The sequence below is a fragment of the Labrys sp. HAY1-8F genome (assembly GCF_056754975.1).
Window position 1 is genome coordinate 1,663,821 of the sequence record NZ_JBPGWZ010000002.1, and the last position, 20,928, is coordinate 1,684,748.

Consider the following 20,928-nt stretch of genomic DNA (forward strand, 5'->3'; position numbering starts at 1 on the left):
GCCTGCTGGTAGAAACGGACTATAGAGGCAGCATGACAAAGCCCGCTTCCGCCCCACTTTCCGCCGAGATCGCCGCCCATCAGGCCGAGGCCCGTGTCTGGTTCGAATCGCTGCGCGATCAGATCTGCACCGCCTTCGAGGCCATCGAGGAAGCGTTGCCGCAGGCCCGAGCGCCGGCCGGCACCACAACGGGACACTTCAAACGCACGCCCTGGCAACGCACCGACCACACGGGCCGCCCCGGCGGCGGCGGCGTGATGGCGATGATGCATGGCAGGGTGTTCGAGAAGGTGGGCGTGCATTGCTCGACCGTCCATGGCGAATTCTCGCCCGAATTCCGCACCGAGATCCCCGGTGCCGCCGAAGATCCGCGGTTTTGGGCCTCCGGCATCTCCCTGATCGCCCATCCCTGGAATCCTCATGTGCCGACGGTGCACATGAACACCCGCTTCGTGGTGACTACCAAGGCCTGGTTCGGCGGCGGCGCGGACCTGACGCCGATGCTCGACAGGCGCCGCACGCAGGAAGACCCGGACACCCAGGATTTTCACGCCGCCCTGCGCCGGGCTTGCGAGGCCCATCCCGTGGCGGACTATGCCCGATACAAGAAATGGTGCGACGACTATTTCTTCCTCAAGCATCGCAATGAGTCGCGCGGCATCGGCGGCATTTTCTATGATGGGCTGGCCAGCGGCGACTGGCAGGCCGATTTCGCCTTCACCCAGGCGGTCGGCACCGCCTTCGCCGCCATCTATCCGGAGATCGTCACGCGCAATTTCGACAAGCCCTGGACAGAGGCGGAACGCGACGAGCAACTGGTGCGCCGCGGGCGTTACGTCGAATTCAACCTGCTCTATGACCGCGGTACGCTGTTCGGCCTCAAGACCGGCGGCAATGTTTCCTCGATCCTGTCCTCGATGCCACCCACGGTGAAATGGCCTTGACCCGCTAAGCGGAATTTCCCGGACAGGTCCGCAGCCTGCTTCTAAACCAAAGCGTTTTGCGATTTGACGGAATCGCCTCAAATCGCAAAGTCGCGTCGAAATGGTGAGTTAGAGCAAAGTGGGTTCGGAGAAACCGCACTTTGCGCTCGTGCAGCGCAGCCTGTTGCTGCCATCGACAAGATCGGGCCACAATGTCTCTGACAGATGCGCGTCGATCCCGGAGACCCTGCTGCATGCCCCGCCCGACGACCGCTCTGGAGGCTTTTGCCGCCGCCGTCTTTTTGACGATCTCGACCGGAACGGGCAACGCCCTGGCTCAGCCCTCGGGAGCTGCGGTCGCGAGCGCCTGCACGCTGCTGGCCGATGTGGCAACCGGCAAGCTGCTCACTCAGGAAGGCAGTTGCGACCAGCCGATTACGCCGGCCTCGACCTTCAAGATTGCCATCAGCCTGATGGGCTATGATTCGGGCCTGTTGAAGAACGAGCATGTGCCGGCCCTGCCCTTTCGCGAAGGCTATGCCGATTGGGTGCCGGAATGGCGTACCAGCACCGACCCCACAAGCTGGATGAAGAATTCGGTGGTCTGGTACTCGCAACAGGTCACGCGCAGCCTCGGCAAGCTGCGATTCAAGCGCTATGTCGCCGAATTCGATTACGGCAACCAGGACGTCGCGGGCGATCCGGGCAAGCAGAACGGCCTCACCCATGCTTGGTTGAGCTCGTCCCTGAAGATCACGCCGCTCCAGCAGCTCAGGTTCCTGGAGCGGATGGTGCGCCACCAACTGCCGGTCTCGAACCGAGCCTATGACATGACCACCCGCATCCTGGAACTGGCGCCGCTGCCCAATGGCTGGGAAGTTCACGGCAAGACCGGTTCCGGGGCGCCCCGGCGCTCCGACGGCAAGCTCGACCTCGATCATGCCTATGGCTGGTTCGTAGGCTGGGCCAACAGGAACGGACGCAACGTAGCCTTCGTGCGCCAGGTGCAACTGGCCGGCAAAGGCGATATCCGAGCCGGCCTCCAGGCGCGCGATGCCTTCCTGGCGGAACTGCCTGGCCTGCTGGACCGGCTGTAACCGAGCCCACGCCCGGCAAGCGCGAGACGTCGCGAGACGTAATGGCGAGGAGAGTTCAGCAGCGATGATCGCCCCGGAATGGCCGGCCGCGAAAGCCGCCCTTCTCAATCGGCGGTCGGCAAATGGCGCATGGTGACGAAGATCTGCCCGTCCGGCAGTTCTTCCCAGTATTCGATCTCGGTCATATAGGCTGCCTTGGGGTAGCGAGTAAACAGATCACGCGCCTTGGCGCGTGCTTCCTCGCGCGGCAAAGTAAAACTTTCGCGCCGGAACCCCAGCGACATCTGCGACCGTCGGTCAGCATGGCGCTTGGCCAGCGTCCCTGGCCGGATCTCGTCGCTACGCATTCTCGTATCCTCGGCCCATTCCGTTGAGGCAGGCCCGATCGGAAACCTGCATCTGCAATTTAGGGCCTCACGGCTCAAGAGTCGAATCGCAACGTCGCGTGTGGCAGGCGCTAAATCCTGCCCATCGAGCAGCATCAGCGCTTTGGAATCACCGGCCTTCCCGGGCCCAGAGCAGCGTGACGCCGCCGAGCAGCAAGGCGAGGCCCAGCAGCCCTGCGAAGAGTGGGATGGTGTCGATGCCCTGCACCACCGATGCTTCGCTGCGCTTGAGGCCGATCCAGCCACTGCCACCGTAGGCGGAGCCGGCACCGACTGCGCGGACCGCCGGGATCGACAGGCCGGACGCGGTGGCGAGACGTTCCACGCTGCCGCCGGTCTCGCCAACCAGGCCCTTCAGCCTGTCAGGCGTGGAGAGCAGATCCTGGAATTCGCGTGGATTGGCGGGGCCGACATTGGTGATCGCCTGCAAGGCGCCGTCCTGGGCTCGCCACAGCCCCATCACGTCGGTGGAATAGACCGCGCTCCACAGGCCGGGCTTCTCCGCTTTGAGGGCGAGCCGGACCTTTTCGCCGTTCGGGCCAGTCAGTTCGACAGGCGCCGCCGTCTCCGCCATGGTCTGGCGCTCGATGGTGATGTCGCGGCCAACAGCCCGTGCACGCAAAGCTTCCTCGTCGAGATCCGGCTCCTTCAAGAGCCAGTGCGACAGGCGCCGCAGCAGGTCGACATGGGGACCGCCGCCCTCATAGCCGCGCGCCCACAGCCAGGCATGGTCCGACAGCAGCAAGGCCACCCTCCCCTTGCCCTGATGAGCCAGCACGAGTAGCGGATCGCCCTGTGCGCCGGTCATCACAGCGCTGCCCTCGCGCAGCTTGGTCTCCACCGTGGTGAACCATTGGCCCCAGGCCGGCGGATTGGCATTGCCGCCCGGCAGGTCCCGCGTCACCGGATGGCGTTTGCCGAGCGGGCTGATCTCGGGCCGATAAGGCTGATAGAGCACATTGCCTGAAGGCGCGGCCGGCAGGATCTCCGCCAGGCCGGTGCCCCACAGACTGTTCTCTGAGGCGTAATCGGCGCCCGACGCGAGCAGAATGGCGCCGCCATTGCGCACGAATTCCGTCATGTTGTCGAAATAGGCGGCCGGCAGCAGGCCCTCCTGCGCATAACGGTCGAAGATGATCAGGTCGAAGCGGCTGATCTCCTCGTCGAACAGACGATGGGTCGGGAACTGGATCAGGGAGAGCTCGTTGATCGGGGTGCCATCACCCTTTTGCGGTGGCCGGAGAATGGTGAAGTGCACGAGTTCGACATTGGCGTCAGCCTTGAGCAGGTTGCGCCAGGTGCGCTCGCCTGCATTGGGTTCCCCCGACACCAGCAGGACGCGCATCTTCTCGCGGATGCCCTCGATCTGCAGCACGGCCCGGTTGTTCACGGGCGAGAGCTCGCCCGGCACGGTTTCGGCCTCGAGCTCGACCACGTTCACGCCGGCATGCTCGATCGGCACCTGCAGCGAGGACAATTCGCCGACCGGTACGGTGGTGCGCGCGATCTCCTCGCCATCACGGCGCAGGATCACTGCCGCCGTCGACGGCATGTTCGGGCCGCGATCGATGACCCGGAAGCGGATAGTGGTGGCCTGCTTCACCAGGCCGAAACGTGGCGCCTCGACCAGGGTGATCTGGCGGTCGCGTTCATCCTCGCGGCCCGTGATCAAGGCATGGAGCGGCGCCTTGAAGCCGAGGGCTGCCGCCCGTGCCGGCACGTCGTGGACCACGCCGTCCGTCAGCAGGATGGCGCCGCCGACCCGGTCGGGCGGCACGTCGGACAAGGCGGTGGCCAATGGAGCGAAAAGCTGGGTGCCGTCAGCGCCGGAGTTGACGCCGCCGCCTGCTTCGACCACGCGCAGCTCGGTATTGCCCAACGCCTTGATCTGCCGGCTCAGCGCGTCGCGCGCCTCGTCCGTCTGCCGCGTCCTTTCGTCCAGCGACTGGGACGCGGAGCGGTCGACCACCAGCGCCACCACATTGGGCAGCACGGCGCGCTGCTCGCGTGTCAGAATGGGCCCGGTGAGAGCAAGGACGAACAGGCCCAGCACCAGCGTGCGCAGCCAGGCCCCGCGCAACCGCGCCAGCAGGCACAGCCCCGCGACGGCAGCCGCCAGCACGGCCAGTCCGATGACGACAGGCCAGGGCAGCAGAGGCAGGAATTGGAGGGAGAAATCGCTCATCAGCGTCCGAGCCTCTCCAGCAGATCCTGCACATGCACCTGATCCGCCTTGTAATTGCCGGTCAGCGCATACATCACCATGTTCACGCCGGCGCGATAGGCCAGCTCACGCTGGCGCTCCAGCCCGGTGGAAACAGGAAAGAGCGGGTTCATCTGGGCATCCACGGCCCAGGCCCCAGCCAGATCGTTGGAGGTGATGATCAGGGGCGATACGCCGTCTCCCCCCAGCACCGGCTTGTCGCTGTCCTCCGACGTCGGCGCGGTGGCCTGCACCCAGGTCTCGCCATTGTCATAGCGCCCGACGAATTTATCGAGCAGGTAGAAGGTCTTGGTCAGCACGTGCTTGGCCGGGATGGGCTCGAGTTCGGGAATGTCGAGCCCCGAGAGCAGGCGCTTGAGCGTTTCGCCGGCCGGCGTCGCTGCCCCGCCGGCATCCTGTTGTACCGCGTCGCGCGTATCGAAAATGACGGTGCCGCCCGATTTCATGAACGCGTCGATACGCGCCATCACCGCCGGCGGCGGAGGTTCCTTGCCCGGCACGATCGGCCAGTAGATCAGAGGATAGAAGGCGAGTTCGTCCTTGGCTGGATCGATACCATCGGGCGGCCCCGGCTCCAACGCCGTGCGCTCGGCGATATAGGCGGTCAGGCCCTTGAGGCCGGCGAGGCTGGTTTCATCCGTCTCCTTGTCGCCGGTCACGATATAGGCAAGGCGCGTCTTCAGTGCCGCGTCGAAGGGACGGCTCTGCGCCTGGGCGTCCGGCGGCGCGAGCAAGGTCAGAGCCAACACAACCAAAGCCGCCGAACCAGCGCCGGCGCGGGCAAGGCGCGTCCAGCCGCCCGCCATGAAGAAGACGATCAATGCATCGGCCAGCAGCAGCGCCAAGGCGACCAGCAGCAGGACGGGCCCAAGGGCGACCGGCTTGGCAACCGTATAATCGGCCAGGGAGGCATTCAGCGCCTTGTAGTCCAGGGGTTTCAACACGGCATTGGCTGCCAATGCATTGACGGCCACCAGACCATCGGGCGGCCCATAGAAACCGGGCGGATGATCGGGCCGGCCGATGCCGGGCTGGTCCACCCGCACGGGCTGGGCGGTCGCCGGCGGGACCTGGAAGGCCCCCAGCCCGTCGAGCGTCCGGCTCGGCGCCGCATAGACCGGTGCCGCAGCGCCCGCCGGCGTTGCGGATGCGCCCGCAACCGGCGCAGATTTGGCCAGCCCCACCACCTTGCGCAGCATCTCCACGAAGGTCCCCGACAAGACAAGATTGGACCAGGTAGTGTCCGCCGTCACGTGAAAGAGCACAACGACGCCATTGCCCCGTTTCTCGGCCGTGACCAGCGGCGTGCCGTCGGCCAAGGCTGCCCAGGTCCGGCCGGGCAGATCGATATCGGGCTCGGCCAGCAATTGGCGCTTGACGCTGACGTCATCCGGCAAGGCCAGGCCGGCGAAGGGAGAGTTGGCGTCGAAACTGCCGAGCTTTTGCGGCTTCTCCCAGGAGAGCGTCCCGCCCAGCGTGCGCCCGCCCTGGCGCAACTTCACCGGCAGCAGCGTATTTTCGGCGGCGGCAAGACGCGAACCGGCGAAGCGTACCAGAACACCGCCATTCTCGATCCAGGCGGAAAGCTTGGCTTCCGCATCGCCGAGATTGCCGACATCGGCCAGCATCAACACCGGCAGCTTGTCGTCGAGAAAGCGGCCGATCGCCTCGGCCGGAGACGTTCCCTCGGCGGTCCTCACATCGGCATAGGGTTCGAGCGCCCGCGTGAGGTAGTAGTTCGCCGAGAGCAGGGGCTGGCTGACATCCTTGTCCTGCCCCGAGACGATGCCGACCATGCGGCGGCGCCAGGTGCGGTCGAGCAGTTGCACCGCGCCGGCCGAGGCATCGCCGACGATTTCGAGCCGCGCCACATCGTTGCGGATGTCCACAGGCAAGTCGAGTTGGGCCGTCGTCTCGGCCGCGCCCGCCGGGAAGTTGAAATCGGCCTGGCCGACCGGCAGGTTCTTGAGGTCGAGTGCCCTGACCGTGCCGGACAAGGTGCGGTCGAGCTTGCTCATGCGCAGGACGCGCACCGAGATGCCGCTCGGCGAATTGGACGCGCCGGCGAGCGCCAGGGAGCTGCGGGCATCGTCACGATAGACCGTCACGCGCCCCTGCTTGCCGGCTTCCGACAGAGCGGTGAGAAAGACGTCGTCGCCGTCATCAGCCAGACCATCGGAGAACCAGACGATCTCGGCCTCTGGCGCGGCGCGCAGGAAGGAAGCGATGGCGGGCGCATAGGCACCGCGACTGGCCTGCCAGGGCTGGGGAGCCAGCGCCGTAAGGCGAGGACCGAGGCTCGCGGCGGGGCTGAGCGAGAGATCCGTGAGCGGTTCGGCCAGGGCCGCGATCGCCACCGGGCGGCGATCCTGATCGGCTGCGGCAAGCGCGGCCTGGATCACTTCCCGGCGCTTTGCCCAGGTCGCTGCGGAACCCCAGCCATTGTCGATGAGGAACAAGAGCGGCGCCGCACGCGTCGGCCCGACCTGATTGAAAGGCCGAAGCGTCGGCACGGCCAGCATGGCAATTACCAAGGCGGCGAGAGCCAGACGCAGAGCCGTCAGCCACCAGGGAGAGCGCGCCGCCACACGTCCGCGTGGCAACAGGCCGTAGAGCAGGCGCAACGGTGGAAAGTCGATGCGCTGCGGCCGCGGCGGCACCAGGCGCAGCAGAAGCCAGATCGCCGGCAGCAGGGCCAGCGCCGCCAGCATCCAGGGTGATGCGAGAGCCAGCGAACCTAGCATCGATCAAGCCTCTCGATCGCCACCATCACACACCCTCTCCCTGCTGCAGCAGCGGATGCAGGGCGAGCACGGCTTGGGAAGCCGGCTTGTCGGTGCGGTGCAGAGTCATGCTCCAGCCATAGCGGTGCGTGATCGCCCGCAAGGCATCGCGATGGGCCGAAAGCCGATCCTCATAGGCCTGGCGGATATCCTGTGCACGCGGGGCCTGGAACTTGGCTCCGGTTTCGGGATCGATGAGCTCGGTGCGGCCGGCGAAGGGGAAGGTCTCCTCGATGGGGTCGGCGATGACCAGGAGATGGCCGCGCGCGCCGCGCGCCGCCAAGGCGGCGATGGTGCCGGCCGTCACCTCCGGCTCGTCGAGAAAATCGCCGATCAGGATGGCTTCGCTGCGGGGGCCGAGCGCGATACGCTCGGGCAGGCCGCTGCGCTCCGCCCTAGCGGGCAGAGCCGCCGTCATCAAGGCGAGGGCAAATTTTTCGATGATCGCCCGCTGCGAGGTCGGCCGGGCCAGGCCGATCAGGCCGACGCGCTCCCCCCCCTGCACCAGGAGGTCGGCAAAAGCCAGACACAGCACCAAGGCCCGTTCGAGCTTGGAGGTCTGCGCCAGGCTGGAAGCGAGATTCATCGAGATCGAACGATCGACCCACAGCCACAGGGTCTGGGCCGCGTCCCATTCATGTTCGCGCACATAGAGTTCGTCGCCGCGCGCCGAACGGCGCCAGTCGACATTGGCGGCGGCCTCTCCCGGAGCAAAGTGGCGGAACTGCCAGAAATTCTCGCCCTGCCCGGCACGGCGGCGGCCATGCAGGCCGTGCAGCGCCGTCGCCGCCACGCGGCGTGCCTCCAAGGCAAGTCTGGGCATGGCTTCGGCCAGATCGAGCGCAGCCTGCTGCAGGCCAGCGGATCTGACCGCCTTGTGCTCGTCGATCAGCCGCGTGGAAACCACCATCCGGCTCAGCCCAATTTGCGCGCGAGGCGCCCGATCACGCCCTCAATGCTTTCACCATCGGCCCGGGCAGCGAAGCTGAGGGCCATGCGGTGCTTGAGCACCGGTTCGGCGAGGGCAACCACATCGTCGATCGAGGGCGAGAACCGGCCCTGCACCAGAGCCCGCGCCCGCACCGCGAGCATCAGGGCCTGGCTGGCGCGCGGCCCCGGTCCCCAGGCGATCTTGCCGGCAAGGTCGGGGGTCTCGCCAGGACGGGCCGAGCGCACCAGCGTGAGGATCGCTTCCACCACCGATTCGCCAACCGGCAGCCGCCGGACCAGGCGTTGCGCGCTCAGAAGATCCTCGAAACTCATGGCAGGCCGCGCGGGACTCTCCTCGACGCCAGTGGTGAAGAGCAGAATGCGCTTCTCATCCTCGCGATCGGGATAGGGCACGTCGATCTGCATCAGGAAACGGTCGAGCTGGGCTTCCGGCAGGGGATAGGTGCCTTCCTGCTCGAGCGGGTTCTGGGTTGCCAGGACATGGAAGGGCTTGGGCAGGTCATGGCGCTCGCCCGCCACGGTGATGTGATATTCCTGCATGGCCTGCAACAGGGCCGACTGCGTGCGCGGCGAGGCGCGGTTGATTTCGTCCGCCATCAGCAATTGCGCGAAAACCGGCCCGCGCACGAAACGGAAACTGCGCTTGCCGGTCTCGCTGGCATCGAGCACTTCGGTGCCGAGGATGTCGGAAGGCATCAGGTCAGGCGTGAATTGCACGCGCTTGGCATCGAGCCCGAGCACCACACCGAGCGTCTCGACCAGCTTGGTCTTAGCAAGGCCGGGCACGCCGACGAGCAGACCGTGGCCACCGGACAGCAAGGTGATCAGGGCGCCATCGACCACGGCCTCCTGGCCGAAGATCACGCCATGCACCGCTTCGCGGGCCTGCCTGATCAGATCAGCGGTGGTTTCCGCCGAACGGATGATGGCTTCGTCGAGATTGGTGGCAGTATCGGCCGTCATCATGCCTCGCAGGAAGGGCGCCGGGCGGCGGCGCTTAAGAATGGGAAGCTTGCACGATTCCCTTGTATCGCAGGATACTAGAGAGCAACTAAGGCAGGAGCGAGAGTTTCTCTGCCGTTTTCACGTCCGTTTTATCACCGAGTGATTTCGAATATGGCCCAGACCGATCTGGCCGGATTGACCAAAGCCATCAAGGAGGCCGGCAAGCAAGCTGGCGCCCGTCCCGTGCATCTGTGGAATCCTCCCTTCTGCGGGGATATCGACATGCGCATCGCAGCCGATGGCAGCTGGCACTACATGAAGAGCCCGATCGGACGGATCGAGCTCGTCAAGCTGTTTGCCTCGATCCTGCGCCGCGACGAGGATCGCTATGTCCTGGTGACGCCGGTGGAGCGCGTCGGCATCGTGGTTGATGACGTGCCCTTCGTCGCCGTGGAGATGCGCGTGGAAGAGGGTGCAAGCGGGCGAACTCTGGCCTTCCGCACCAATGTCGACGACTGGACCGAAGCCGGCCCGGATCATCCGATGCGGTTCGAGATCGGGGCTTCCGAAGGGCTCAAGCCCTATGTGCATGTGCGTGCCGGCCTTTGGGCCCGGGTCAACCGTGCTTTGTATTACGACCTTGCCGATCTCGGCGAAGTTCGCGAGATCGACGGTGTCGCCATGTTCGGCGTCACCTCAGGCGGCAGCTTCTTTGCCATGGCGCCCGCGGATGAAATCGGCGCCGAGGCATGATGTGTGAAGTCATGATGATGTGCCAAGCCCTGATGTGTCAGGTCCCGACATGCTGACCGCCCTTCCCCCGTCGACCCACCATCCCGAGCTCGAAGCCTTTCTCGAGCGGGCCCGGCACCGGCTTGCCGCGGAGCCGCCAGTCGGGCTCCATCTCGACAGCGTGCCCGATCATGGCGATCACCGCTTCTCCCCCGGCCTGCTCGCCGAATTGCCCGCGACGCCCTCCAAGCCGGCCGCCGTGCTAATCGCGCTCATCGACCGGCCCGACGGGCCGACGGTGCTGCTCACCCACCGCTCGAGCGCGCTGCGCAATCATTCGGGCCAGATCGCCTTTCCCGGCGGTCGCATCGATCCCGACGACGGCAGCGTGCTCGCGGCCGCCTTGCGCGAGGCCGAGGAAGAGGTCGGCCTGTCTGCTAGCCTGATCAGGCCGATCGGCTATCTCGATCTCTATCTCACCGGCTCAGGCTATCGTATCGCGCCGGTGGTGGCTCTGGCCGATCCGGGCATGGTGCTGCGTCTCAATCCCGCCGAGGTCGACAGCGTGTTCGAATGCCCGCTGGCCTTCCTGATGAATCCGGTCAATCACATTGCCGAAAGCCGCGAATGGCGCGGCGCCATGCGCCAATATTATGCAATTCCCTGGCAGGACCACTATATTTGGGGTGTGACGGCGGGGATCATCCATACCCTCTACGAGCGGCTCTATGGCTGAGACGATGAAAGTCGCACGCTGATGTTCCGGCCTTTCCTGTTCGAGGCAGTACTGTTCATTCTGCCTTTCCTGATTTACGGGATCTGGCTGCTGCTGCGCGGCGAGCGGCCCGACGCCCCCGCACCGACGGGTATCCCGCTGCTGCGGCTGATCGCGCTTGGTGTGATGTGCATGGCGGCTGGCCTCGCTCTCTTTGCCCACTATGGCGGAGCTCCTGCCGGGAGTGCCTACGTCCCTGCGCATATGGAAAATGGCAAGCTGGTCGAGCCTGAGACGCGATAGCGCAAAGTGCGATTTCTCCGAATCGAGCCTTGCTCTAACCTATTGTTTTGACGCATTTTCTTAGTCGAAAGGCCTGTCAGCTTTTCCAGAAAATGCTTTTGGATGCATGATCGGATGGATGAGCGTTTTCCCTGGCTCGACCAGCCTCCCTTGTCGATGCTGCTTGCGGCTCTGAACCGCGACGGGGAAGAAGCACGGGTGGTGGGAGGAGCCGTGCGCAATGCCCTGCTGGGCGAGGCCGTCGCCGACTGGGACATCGCCACCACCGCCCTGCCCACCGAGACCCAGGCCCGGGCCAGGGCCCGGGGTTGGAAAGTCGTACCAACAGGCATCGAGCACGGCACGGTGACCGTGGTCATCGACGGCCACCCCCTCGAAGTCACGACGCTGCGGGAGGACATCGAGACGGATGGTCGCCGCGCCGTGGTGCATTTCGGCCGCGACTTTCGGGCCGACGCCTTCCGGCGCGACTTTACCATCAACGCCCTCTCGCTCTCCCCCGATGGCCGGTTGCATGACTATGCCAGTGGCCTCACCGACATTGCCGACCGGCGCGTGCGCTTTCTCGGCGATGCCGATCAGCGCATCGCCGAGGATTACCTAAGGATACTGCGCCTGTTTCGCTTCCATGCCCGTTTCGGCACGGGACCGCTCGACGGGGCGAGTTTTGCGGCGGCGATACGCGGGCGCGAGGGCCTGCGCCAGCTCTCGGCCGAACGCATAAGGGCCGAACTCCTCAAATTACTCAAAGCCCCCCAGGCGGCGGGGGTCCTCGCCGAGATCGACGATGCCGGCTTTCTCGGCATTCTGCTGGGGGGCGTGGCACGTGTCGAGGCGTTCCGGCGCATCGCAGGGCTGGAGGCCAGGAGCCTGGTGGAACCAGACGCCATCAGGCGGCTGGCCGCCCTCAGCCTGTTCACGCGCCTCGATGCCGAGCGTCTGGCGGCACGGCTGCGCCTTTCCAAGGCCGAAGCCAAGCGCCTCGCGGCGATTGCCATGGTGCTGGAGCGCGTCAGGCGCGCTCCGACGCTTCCCAAGGCCCGGGAGTGGCTCTATCGCCTGGGTCCCGAGCTTTATCGCGACGCCATGCTGGTCGCGGCCGCGCATCACGCCGACGAGGATTTTACCGAGGTTCTCATTTTGCCGGATCGCTGGGTCGTTCCCGATGCGCCTTTCAGCGGCAGGGATCTGGCGCGCCTCGGCATCGAGCCCGGCCCGCGCATCGGTCGCATTCTTGCCCGCGCAGAAAGAGCTTGGATCGACGGCGGCTTTGCCGAGGATGGCGTGCAGCGCCAAGCTATCCTGGAAGAAGCCGTGCGTAAGACCGCATAACCGGCTGCTCCGTGGGGAACAGGCGGCCGTGATCAGCCGCCGCGGGCAGCGCCCGTGACCCCCTCGAAGGCCCCCTCGACGAGCTCTTTCACCAGGAAACGCATCGGATCGACCGGTCCGGGCAGCAGTACTCTTCCCGGCGCGATGCGCTTGAAGCCGACACGGCTGTAATAGGGCTCGTCGCCCACCAGAATGACCAGCCGATGCCCGATCGTCGCGGCTTCGGTCAGGCTGGCCTGCATCAGCGTGAGACCGATGCCGAGCGAGCGGAACGCAGGCTCCACCGTCAAAGGTCCGAGCAGCAGGGCCGAGGTTTCGCCGACATGGATGGGCGTCAGCCGGATCGAACCCACGATCATCGAACCGATGCGTGCCACGAAGGACAATTTGGGATGGGGCGGCACTCCCTCGCGCAGCCGAAAAGCCGTGCGGGCGAAGCGTCCGGGACCAAAAGCCCGTTCGTGCAGCTTGTCGATGACGGCGCCGTCGTCAGGCGTCTCCAGGGTGAGGTCGATGGCGATTTCAGGCATTTGCGATGGTTCCGACAGGCAGAGGCGCCCGCCGGCTCAACGGTTCAGGCGCGCGAAAGGGGGTGGAGCGAAACCACGGTTCGTCGTCGCAGCTGAAGGCTCTTCGTCATCATGGCCGGCGCGTACAACAAAAGCGGTCGCCTTACAACCGGATTTAGCGATCGAACGATATTTTGGCGCGCCGATCGTGCCATTTCGAGAATCGACCTGCTCCAGATGCGGCCGACGCGGGTCACCGTGTCACCACAGGCCATCCGGCTGGCGCCGTCCCGCCACTTCATCGAGCCGGCGGCGGGTCGCCTTGGTGGTATCTTCCGGCAGGGCGTCGAGGGCGAAGAAGCCTGCCTCGGCGATCTCGTGATCCGCCAGGCGGGGTTGCGCCTGGGCGTAGTGCCGGACCACGAAGAAGGCGACATGATCGCGACGGCTGACCTCCCGGTTCCAATAGAGGCCCTGCAGCTCAGGCGGCCCCTTGAGACGGATATGCCCCTCCTCCTCCAACTCCCGGGCCAAGGCTTCCAGCGCGGTTTCTCCGGTCTCGACGCCACCGCCCGGCAGATACCAGCCCGGCACATAGGTATGCCGCACCAGAAAGACCCTGTCCTCTCCGTCGAGCACGGCGGCACGCACCCCCAAAGTCATACCGCGCTGCATTCGAAAAAAGATCATGAAAAGCGGAGTCACCAGACGTCCGATCTTCTGTCGTAATGTAATTGAAGAAGAAATCATCCGTCGATGCTCAGTGATTGAAAGAGAACGGCTAAGGCTTGTTCGAGATAGCAGCGGCAAAAAACTTCCAGCACCCTGCCATCCCGCCCATGCATGGCTGTCCAGCGTGCCAAGCAGCCTTTATCGGATGGTAAAATACCTAATCTCACGTTATAGATGCGTCACCCCAATAGAGGAGACCCAGGGGCCTTCGCCCCGGTAGAGATCAATGTTGACCTATTTCCGGCTGCTTGCCAGCGCCGTTCGTATTCATGCCAAGACCCAGGCTACCCGCGACACTGTCGCATTGTTGACCTTCAGCAAAGCTTAACGATCGTCCCGCCCCACAACGGTGGTCGATGATCCCCGGCCGAAACGACGCCTGCCGTTCACGAGAACGCGCAGGCGTTTTGCGTTGACACAGACAGGTCCTATGGCCACGCTAGAGCAAAGCACGTTCACGGCTGAACGCACTTTGCTCTAGCCTCTTGTTTCAACGCCTTTTTGCGGTCCTCGGTGGCTCCGTCGAATCGCAAAACGCCATAGCATCATCGGTTGTCGCTTCGTGATACCTGCCTCCCCGATTGTCTCCTGATGTTCAAGCTCGCGCATCTTTCAGACCCCCATATCGGGCCTTTGCCGCGAGCCAGGGCCAAGGAACTGGCGGGAAAGCGGGTTCTGGGCTGGATCAACTGGAATCGAGGGCGCCGCGACGTCCATCGCATGGACGTGCTGCAGCAGCTTCTCGCAGACCTGCATGCACAATCGCCCGACCACATCGCCCTGACCGGCGACGTGGTCAATCTCGCTCTGCCCGGCGAGTACCCGGCGGCGCGCGCCTTTCTTGAAACGGTCGGCGCGCCCGACTTCGTCTCGCTGGTGCCCGGCAATCATGACGCCTACACCAAGGGCGGCGCCCTCCACTTGCTCTCGGCCTTCGATCCCTGGATGCGTGGCGACAACACCGGTGCCCATCCGCTCGACGAAGACGAACGCTTTCCCTATGTACGCATCCGCGGAAAGGTAGCTCTCGTCGGCCTGTCCAGCGCCATTCCGACAGCGCCTTTCATGGCGACCGGCAAGCTCGGCCCACGACAGATCGCCAAGCTCGGTCCCATTCTCGAACATCTGGAGCATGAGGGCTATTGCCGGGTGGTCATGCTGCACCACCCTGTGCGCCGCCAAGATGCCGGGCCGACCGCGATGCTGATCGATTGCGACCGGCTGAACGCCGTGCTGCGCCGGACGGGCGCGGAGCTCGTCCTGCACGGGCATATCCATACCGGACTGGTGCATCGTCTCAAGGGCCCGAAGGGAACGATCCCGGTGGTCTGCACGCCCTCGGCCTCGGCTGCGCCGGAGCGTGCCCGCTGGCCGGCCTCCTACAATCTCTTCTCGATCACCGGCAAGCAGAAGAACTGGAAAATCGGACTGACCGTCCGTGGCTTCGTAGCCGCCGGCCACCCGCCTGAAGAGCTGCGCTCGCAAGAGCTGGCCTGAAAAGCAGCGGAGACGCTAGGGGCGGACGAAGCCGCCCCTTTCAGACCTTCAGCCAGGATCAGCCGCTACGTGATTAATTCACCGACAGGCGATCACAGCAAACCGCGCTTGGCGAGATTACGCAGGAGGTGGCTGGCGCCGAAAGTCCAGGGCGGTGCATCCGAGCTGCGCACCATGCGGTTGGTAAGCGAGCCGAGTTCCGGGGCCGCGATGGTGACGACGTCGCCGATCTTGTGGGTGAAGCCCTTGCCCTTCTCGTCGCGGTCGTCGATTGGCGCGAACATGGTACCCAGGAAGAGAACTGCACCATCGGGATATTGATGGTTCACGCCGATCATCTGGGAAACGAGGTCGCCGGGATCGCGGCTGATCTTGGAGATCGAACTGACACCCGTGAGCCGGTAGCCCTCGGGCCCGCGCACCTCGAGCGTCACATCGGCACGCCTGACATGATCGAGCGAGAAGGTGGAATCGAACAGGCGCACGAAGGGACCGATCGCCGCCGAGGCATTGTTGTCCTTGGCTTTGGAAAGCAGAAGGGCCGAACGCCCCTCGAAATCGCGCAGATTGACGTCATTGCCCAGCGTTGCTCCGACGATCTTGCCGGCCGAAGACACCACCAAGACCACTTCGGGTTCGGGATTGTTCCAGGTGGAGTTCGGATGAAGGCCGGCATCGGCGCCGGTGCCGACGGCTGCCATGGGCTGGGCCTTGCTGAAGATCTCGGCATCCGGTCCGATACCGACCTCCAGATATTGCGACCAGGCACCTTGGGCGATCAGCACCTCCTTCAACCGCGCCGCCTCGGCCGAGCCGGGACGCAGGCGCGCAAGGTCGTCACCGACCAGCTTTACGATCTCGGCCCTGAGGGATGCCGCCGCAGCCGAGTTCCCTCGCGCCTTTTCCTCGATCACCCGCTCGAGCATCGAAACCACGAAAGTGACACCCGCCGCCTTGATGGCCTGCAGATCGATCGGCGCCAGCAACCAGGGCTTGCGCAGGTCGCGGTTGACCGGCGGCGTATTGGCGAGGATTTCGGCGAGGGGGCCGATCTCGGTCGAGGGGGCCGCCTTGGCGGCCTGGGCCGGATTTCGGGCCTCGCAGAGGTCCCTGACCGTGGGGAAGCTGGAGGTGATGTCATGCAGACCATCCTCCTTGGCAACCACGACGGCCGGCCCTTCGACATCCGGCAGCCAGACACGCCCGATCAATGTCCCGGCGACACCGTCGACCGGGAGGGTATTTTCGGGGGTGAGCGTGAACGACATTGCGGGCCTCGCGAGTGGTGAGAACTCTATCAACCTGCCCTTAGCGTCAACCGTGCGGAGGGGCAAGACTTGCATAAGCGGTATACAAAGATATGCGCCCTATGAATGTGGACTAACTCAACAGCCATAAAGCGGTAGCCAAAATTGACTATCATCGTATTCTCATGATTTTTGGCGGTCATCTAATATACAACGAGATGGATACAAAATATTTCAAAAAATGAAACGTTAATATTTTCGTATTAGGCTTTGTTTTAAAAGTTTAACACACAAAACTTAGCGTTTACGTCCCGGTTCGGCCATCTCCCGCATGCGACTAGTCGGACGAATTCACCAGGATAGGGCACATCTTAGGTATTAAAGTACGTGCTATGGAAGTTTCGAGATTGCAAAAAAGCTCCGAAAATCTTCCGGCGTGTCCAAGCTGGAATCATAAACAGGATTGCGTGTAGGAAAAGCCGCGATTTGGTCGGGATAATCGGCAATCAGACTTTCACTCGAAAGATCAATGCCCCCTACGTCGAAATCCGGCGGTACCATCACAGGGTAACCCCGCCGGTCACCACGCACCGGAACCAGGGCCTTGCGCCGGTCGCCGGCGCGGTACTGGTCGATCAACCCGGCAATTTCACGTTCCGTCAGGCGCGGCTGGTCGCCGACACATAACATGATACCGTCGCAGCCCCTTTTGGCCGCCAACAGGCTTGCCCGCTCAAAAGCGCGCCGGATCGCCGCCGCTGGACCATCGGCCGAGGGCGAGTCCACGAATTCGACCGGCGTACGAACGAGCACCTCCTCGATGCGTTCCCGCTGGTGGCCGGTCACGACAATGACGTCGGCGATGACGCCGCGGATGGTCTCGACGACATGGCGGATCATCGGGCGGGCGGAAATGTCGAGCAACAGCTTGTTGCGCCCCATGCGTCGCCCCTCGCCGCCGGCGAGAACGATCGCAATGTAATTCGCCAAAGGCTGATCATCGTCCGAGGGCATGGATGACACTTCGCTCTTTGGGAAAGGCAAAGCCGAATACACGGTTTTATCATGCTTGGCCATCATGGAAGCGTCTCGCGTCGACGAAATCAATCACGGCCGCGCGGTTAACGCTTCTTTTTGAAAATGGCCGTTAAGCTGTGGCCATGTTGCGTCGCGTTGTGTGTTCTCTCGTGCTGGGTACGGTTCTCGGTAGCCTGGCTGGTTGCGGGTCGTTCTTCAATCTCGAAGAGCGTGAGCCCTGGCGTGCCCAGGCGGAGTCGCAGTGCCTGGCCTCGGGCGCGGTCCGGGAAAGCGCCGGCATTCGCATCGCCCAGGCGATCGAGGGGCCCGGGGTATGCGGTGTCGACCATCCCTTCCGTGTCACAGCCCTCAATACCAATGGCGGACAGTCCGCCCCGGTCTACGCGACCCTTCAGCCTCGGGCGCCAGAGACCGTGGCCCCGCAGCCCAATTACGCACCTCAGCCTCAGCCACAATATGCGCCTCCGGCTTCGGGGACACCAGACGGCTTGCTGCCGCCCGCAGCCGTCGGCGACCAGACCGGCGCACTCGGCGATAGCGGCGCTTCCGCGCCGATGTCCTACCGGGCAGCCCCGTCGCCTGGTCCCGTCCGTATTGCCGATGGCGGCCCCTTCGCGGTTTCGATGGACCGCAGCCTGGTGCTGTCCTGCTCCATGATCCCGGCCCTGACCCGCTGGCTGGTTCAGGACGTGCAGCCAGCGGCGATGGCGAATTTCGGCTCACCCATCGTGGAGATGACGACGTTCGGCAGCTATTCCTGCCGCCGGCGCAACAACGGCCATTTCGGCCGAATGTCCGAACATGCTTTTGCCAATGCTGTCGACGTCAAGGGCTTCAAACTGGCCGACGGACGCGAGACGCGCATCCTGACCGGCTGGCGCGGCTCGGCCCAGGAGCGCAGCTTCTGGCGTGACATCGCCTTTGGCGCCTGCCCTAAATTCACCACCGTGCTCGGGCCCGGCGCCCCCTTACACGACAATCATCTGCATCTCGATCTTGCCCGCCATGGCGCGCGCAGCAAGAGCATCTGCCGTCCGCGCGCTCCCGCCGGCTGGGTGGCCGCCGCGCAACGTGGTGCCGGCGGTGCGCCGCCGCCTTCCGATGACTATACCGGCTCGATCCAGGAGGTTCCGGCCGGCGGCTACGACGAATAACGGCGCTCTAAGCCAGAAGCGCTGCCTCTTCCACCCCAATCACACCCAACCGCGTCGCCGCCAGCAGAAGGTGGCGGCGCATGGCGTTGCGCGCATTGGCAGCCGAACACGCCTCGACCGCGCGGTAGATGTCGCCATGTTCCTCGATGACGCTGTCGACGTGGGCCGGGCCTTTCTGCAGGGTATTGTTGCGGGCGACGGTCACGCTCTGGTGCAGCAGCAAGGATAGATAGCGCTGGAAATCGGCAACCTTGCCATTGCCGCTCGCCGCCGCCACGGCCCGGTGAAACTCGATATCGGCGCCAACACCGAGATCCTGGCCGAGCTTGGTGCGATCCATCTCCTCCAGCCAATGCCGGAGTGCGGCCAGGTCGTCCTGCGAACGACGGATCGCCGCAAGCCCGGCCCCCTCCACTTCGAGACACAGGCGCAGTTCGAAGATCTCGCGCAGGGCGACCCCGCTGCCGACTTCTGCGTCTCGGATCCGGAAGGAACGCTGCAGCGGGGCGGCGCTGACGAAGACCCCAGCTCCCTGCCGGCTGACCACGATGCCGTCGGCCTTAAGGCGGGATACCGCCTCGCGGATGACCGTGCGGCTGACGCCGAAGCTGGCGGCAAGTTCGGGTTCGGTGGGCAGGCGGGCCCCAGCTTCGAAGCGCCCCTTCTCGATGTCCTCCTGCAGTGCGGCGACCACCCGATCGGCCAGAGGAAGCGGGCGCCCCAGACGCCTGTCCGCCTCACCATCTTGCCCGGCAGGTTCCGGGGCCGGGCGCACTCGCTCTTTGAGGGCCAAACACCCCTCCTCTTCGGCTTTCGGACAGAGCCCTGCCCGGTTTCAGGATGTTATGCGGATCGATTGCTCGTTTCAAAACACACAGAAACAGAATTCATCATATGACCATGTCACCATGTGATATTGACATGTTCTTACCATTGTGGAAGCCTTCCGCCAACTTCGCAAGTCAGGACACACGACCCGATCGCGAGCATGGTTGCGCAGCCTGGCTGCCTCGCCTGGTCGAATGATCGTCGGCGCAGGAGGACATGACGATGGCACCCACCGATCGGGGCGCGAACGAGACCATCTTCACCCTGGAGGCAACGCAGCTCAAATTCGGCAACGGGGCGGTCGAGGAACTCGACTGGGAGCTCAAGCGCCTTGGGCTTCGCAAGATATTGCTGGTCGCCGACCCAAGGTTGCGCCGGCTAGGAATTACCGAACGTGTCACCGAAATCATCGCGCGCGCCGGCGTCGAGATCAGCGTCTTCGAAAGCATTCTCGTCGAACCAACCATCGAGTCGCTGGGGGAGGCTGCCGCCTTCGCTTCATCCCAGGACGTAGACGGCTTCGTCGCCCTGGGCGGCGGCTCCACCATCGACACCGCCAAGGTCGCCAACCTCATCCGCAGCCATGGCGGCGCCATTATCGACTATGTCAATGCGCCCGTCGGAGGGGGCCGCAAGCCACCTTCACCCCTGCGTCCCCTGATCGCCATCCCGACCACCTCCGGCTCGGGCTCGGAGGCGACCACGGTCGCCGTTCTCGACATTCCCGAATTCAAGATGAAGACCGGTATCTCGCACCGCTATATGCGGCCGACGCTGGCCATCGTCGATCCCGAACTGGCGCGCACCACGCCGGGAGCCGTCACGGCCTCATGCGGCCTCGACGTGGTCTGCCACGCGGTGGAATCCTTCATTTCCCGCCCCTTCGACGCCCGACCGCGCCCGGCCACGCCGGATGACCGTCCGCCCTATCAGGGCAGCAACCCGGTGGCCGACATCTGGTCCCTCAAGGCGATCGAATTCGGCGGGCATTTTCTCGAGCGCGCCGTACGTGACGGCAACGACCTGGAAGCGCGCGGCACCATGATGCTCGGCGCCACCATGGCAGGCATCGGCTTCGGCACGGCGGGCGTGCACATCCCCCATGCCTGTGCCTATCCCCTCGCCGGCCTGAAGCACAGCTACAGCGCCCCCGGCTACGAGACGAGCCACAATTTCGTGCCACATGGCTTCTCGGTGATCGTCACCTCCCCGGCGGTATTCCGCTTCACCTATGATGCTGCACCGGACAAGCACATCCAGGCCGCCGAGTTGCTCAATGCCGGACCGATCGCCAATCCGGGCCCGGACTCGCTGCCGGACACCCTGATCAGGCTGATGAAGGCGGTAGGCGCGCCATCGGGCATCGCCGAGCTCGGCTATGGCGAGGAAGACATTCCAGCCTTGGTGCAGGGCGCGCTCAAGCAGCAGCGCCTCCTGGTCGGTGCCCCCAAACCCATCGACGCCGCCGGGATCGAGGCCGTCATGCGCCAATCCCTGCGCAACTGGTAGGCGTGCTGACGGAAGAATGACCA

General features: G+C 64.6%; 19 protein-coding genes. 9 read left to right on the top strand and 10 right to left on the bottom strand.

Annotated features, from left to right (window positions below):
* Positions 1 to 32: 32 nt before the first annotated feature.
* On the top strand, positions 33 to 944 hold the full coding sequence (hemF, locus tag ACR9ZN_RS16690) for an oxygen-dependent coproporphyrinogen oxidase (RefSeq protein ID WP_481272713.1): 912 nt from the start codon (positions 33 to 35) through the stop codon (positions 942 to 944).
* Positions 945 to 1,177: 233 nt separating this feature from the next.
* Entirely contained in the window at positions 1,178 to 2,020 is an 843-nt protein-coding gene (blaOXA, locus tag ACR9ZN_RS16695; RefSeq protein ID WP_434957522.1) for a class D beta-lactamase, read from the top strand.
* 104 nt (positions 2,021 to 2,124) lie between these two features.
* Here the strand turns inward: blaOXA and ACR9ZN_RS16700 are convergent, their stop codons facing one another.
* From ACR9ZN_RS16700 to ACR9ZN_RS16720, 5 genes are all read right to left on the bottom strand, one after another.
* Complete coding sequence (locus tag ACR9ZN_RS16700; RefSeq protein ID WP_434957524.1) at positions 2,125 to 2,367, bottom strand: hypothetical protein; 243 nt, start codon at positions 2,365 to 2,367, stop codon at positions 2,125 to 2,127.
* Positions 2,368 to 2,515: 148 nt separating this feature from the next.
* Positions 2,516 to 4,591, bottom strand: a complete 2,076-nt coding sequence (locus ACR9ZN_RS16705) for a hypothetical protein (RefSeq protein ID WP_434957525.1) — start codon at positions 4,589 to 4,591, stop codon at positions 2,516 to 2,518.
* Positions 4,591 to 7,374, bottom strand: coding sequence for a DUF4159 domain-containing protein (locus ACR9ZN_RS16710; RefSeq protein WP_481272714.1), 2,784 nt, complete (start codon positions 7,372 to 7,374; stop codon positions 4,591 to 4,593). The genes ACR9ZN_RS16705 and ACR9ZN_RS16710 overlap by 1 nt, the downstream gene beginning before the upstream one ends.
* A gap of 25 nt (positions 7,375 to 7,399) precedes the next feature.
* Positions 7,400 to 8,320 (bottom strand): DUF58 domain-containing protein, encoded by a 921-nt coding sequence (locus tag ACR9ZN_RS16715; RefSeq protein ID WP_441770532.1) that lies wholly within the window; start codon positions 8,318 to 8,320, stop codon positions 7,400 to 7,402.
* 8 nt (positions 8,321 to 8,328) lie between these two features.
* Complete coding sequence (locus tag ACR9ZN_RS16720; RefSeq protein WP_441770455.1) at positions 8,329 to 9,327, bottom strand: AAA family ATPase; 999 nt, start codon at positions 9,325 to 9,327, stop codon at positions 8,329 to 8,331.
* A 153-nt stretch (positions 9,328 to 9,480) separates the two neighbouring features.
* Here ACR9ZN_RS16720 and ACR9ZN_RS16725 point away from each other — a divergent pair, with 153 nt between their 5' ends.
* From ACR9ZN_RS16725 to ACR9ZN_RS16740, 4 genes are all read left to right on the top strand, one after another.
* Positions 9,481 to 10,062 (top strand): DUF1285 domain-containing protein, encoded by a 582-nt coding sequence (locus ACR9ZN_RS16725; RefSeq protein WP_441770454.1) that lies wholly within the window; start codon positions 9,481 to 9,483, stop codon positions 10,060 to 10,062.
* Positions 10,063 to 10,111: 49 nt separating this feature from the next.
* Positions 10,112 to 10,777 (top strand): CoA pyrophosphatase, encoded by a 666-nt coding sequence (locus ACR9ZN_RS16730; protein WP_434957529.1) that lies wholly within the window; start codon positions 10,112 to 10,114, stop codon positions 10,775 to 10,777.
* Positions 10,778 to 10,798: 21 nt separating this feature from the next.
* On the top strand, positions 10,799 to 11,059 hold the full coding sequence (locus tag ACR9ZN_RS16735) for a DUF6111 family protein (RefSeq protein WP_434957530.1): 261 nt from the start codon (positions 10,799 to 10,801) through the stop codon (positions 11,057 to 11,059).
* A 114-nt stretch (positions 11,060 to 11,173) separates the two neighbouring features.
* Positions 11,174 to 12,391, top strand: a complete 1,218-nt coding sequence (locus ACR9ZN_RS16740; protein WP_481272715.1) for a CCA tRNA nucleotidyltransferase — start codon at positions 11,174 to 11,176, stop codon at positions 12,389 to 12,391.
* A 32-nt stretch (positions 12,392 to 12,423) separates the two neighbouring features.
* Here ACR9ZN_RS16740 and ACR9ZN_RS16745 read toward each other — a convergent pair whose 3' ends face one another.
* Positions 12,424 to 12,921 carry a GNAT family N-acetyltransferase gene (locus tag ACR9ZN_RS16745; protein ID WP_481272716.1) on the bottom strand — a complete coding sequence of 166 codons (498 nt, stop codon included), beginning with the start codon at positions 12,919 to 12,921 and terminating at the stop codon, positions 12,424 to 12,426.
* 240 nt (positions 12,922 to 13,161) lie between these two features.
* Positions 13,162 to 13,563 carry an NUDIX domain-containing protein gene (locus ACR9ZN_RS16750; protein WP_481272717.1) on the bottom strand — a complete coding sequence of 134 codons (402 nt, stop codon included), beginning with the start codon at positions 13,561 to 13,563 and terminating at the stop codon, positions 13,162 to 13,164.
* Between the two features lie 660 nt (positions 13,564 to 14,223).
* On the opposite strand from ACR9ZN_RS16750, the gene ACR9ZN_RS16755 reads away from it, so the two are divergent.
* A complete protein-coding gene (locus tag ACR9ZN_RS16755) occupies positions 14,224 to 15,129 on the top strand; it encodes a metallophosphoesterase family protein (protein ID WP_434957534.1) in 906 nt (301 codons plus the stop codon).
* Between the two features lie 92 nt (positions 15,130 to 15,221).
* Here the strand turns inward: ACR9ZN_RS16755 and ACR9ZN_RS16760 are convergent, their stop codons facing one another.
* Together ACR9ZN_RS16760 and ACR9ZN_RS16765 are read right to left on the bottom strand one after the other, a co-directional pair.
* Entirely contained in the window at positions 15,222 to 16,397 is a 1,176-nt protein-coding gene (locus ACR9ZN_RS16760; RefSeq protein WP_481272718.1) for a fumarylacetoacetate hydrolase family protein, read from the bottom strand.
* Between the two features lie 369 nt (positions 16,398 to 16,766).
* The gene (locus ACR9ZN_RS16765; RefSeq protein WP_454815186.1) at positions 16,767 to 17,456 is read right to left on the bottom strand and encodes a nucleotidyltransferase family protein; all 690 of its coding nucleotides are present in this window, start codon (positions 17,454 to 17,456) and stop codon (positions 16,767 to 16,769) included.
* Positions 17,457 to 17,536: 80 nt separating this feature from the next.
* On the opposite strand from ACR9ZN_RS16765, the gene ACR9ZN_RS16770 reads away from it, so the two are divergent.
* Positions 17,537 to 18,568 (top strand): extensin-like domain-containing protein, encoded by a 1,032-nt coding sequence (locus tag ACR9ZN_RS16770; RefSeq protein WP_454815188.1) that lies wholly within the window; start codon positions 17,537 to 17,539, stop codon positions 18,566 to 18,568.
* A 7-nt stretch (positions 18,569 to 18,575) separates the two neighbouring features.
* On the opposite strand, the gene ACR9ZN_RS16775 is transcribed toward ACR9ZN_RS16770, so the two are convergent.
* On the bottom strand, positions 18,576 to 19,361 hold the full coding sequence (locus ACR9ZN_RS16775; protein ID WP_434957538.1) for a FadR/GntR family transcriptional regulator: 786 nt from the start codon (positions 19,359 to 19,361) through the stop codon (positions 18,576 to 18,578).
* Positions 19,362 to 19,612: 251 nt separating this feature from the next.
* Here ACR9ZN_RS16775 and ACR9ZN_RS16780 point away from each other — a divergent pair, with 251 nt between their 5' ends.
* Positions 19,613 to 20,905: a hydroxyacid-oxoacid transhydrogenase gene (locus ACR9ZN_RS16780; RefSeq protein WP_441770448.1), complete on the top strand. Its 1,293-nt coding sequence runs from the start codon at positions 19,613 to 19,615 to the stop codon at positions 20,903 to 20,905.
* The last annotated feature ends 23 nt before the right edge of the window (positions 20,906 to 20,928 follow it).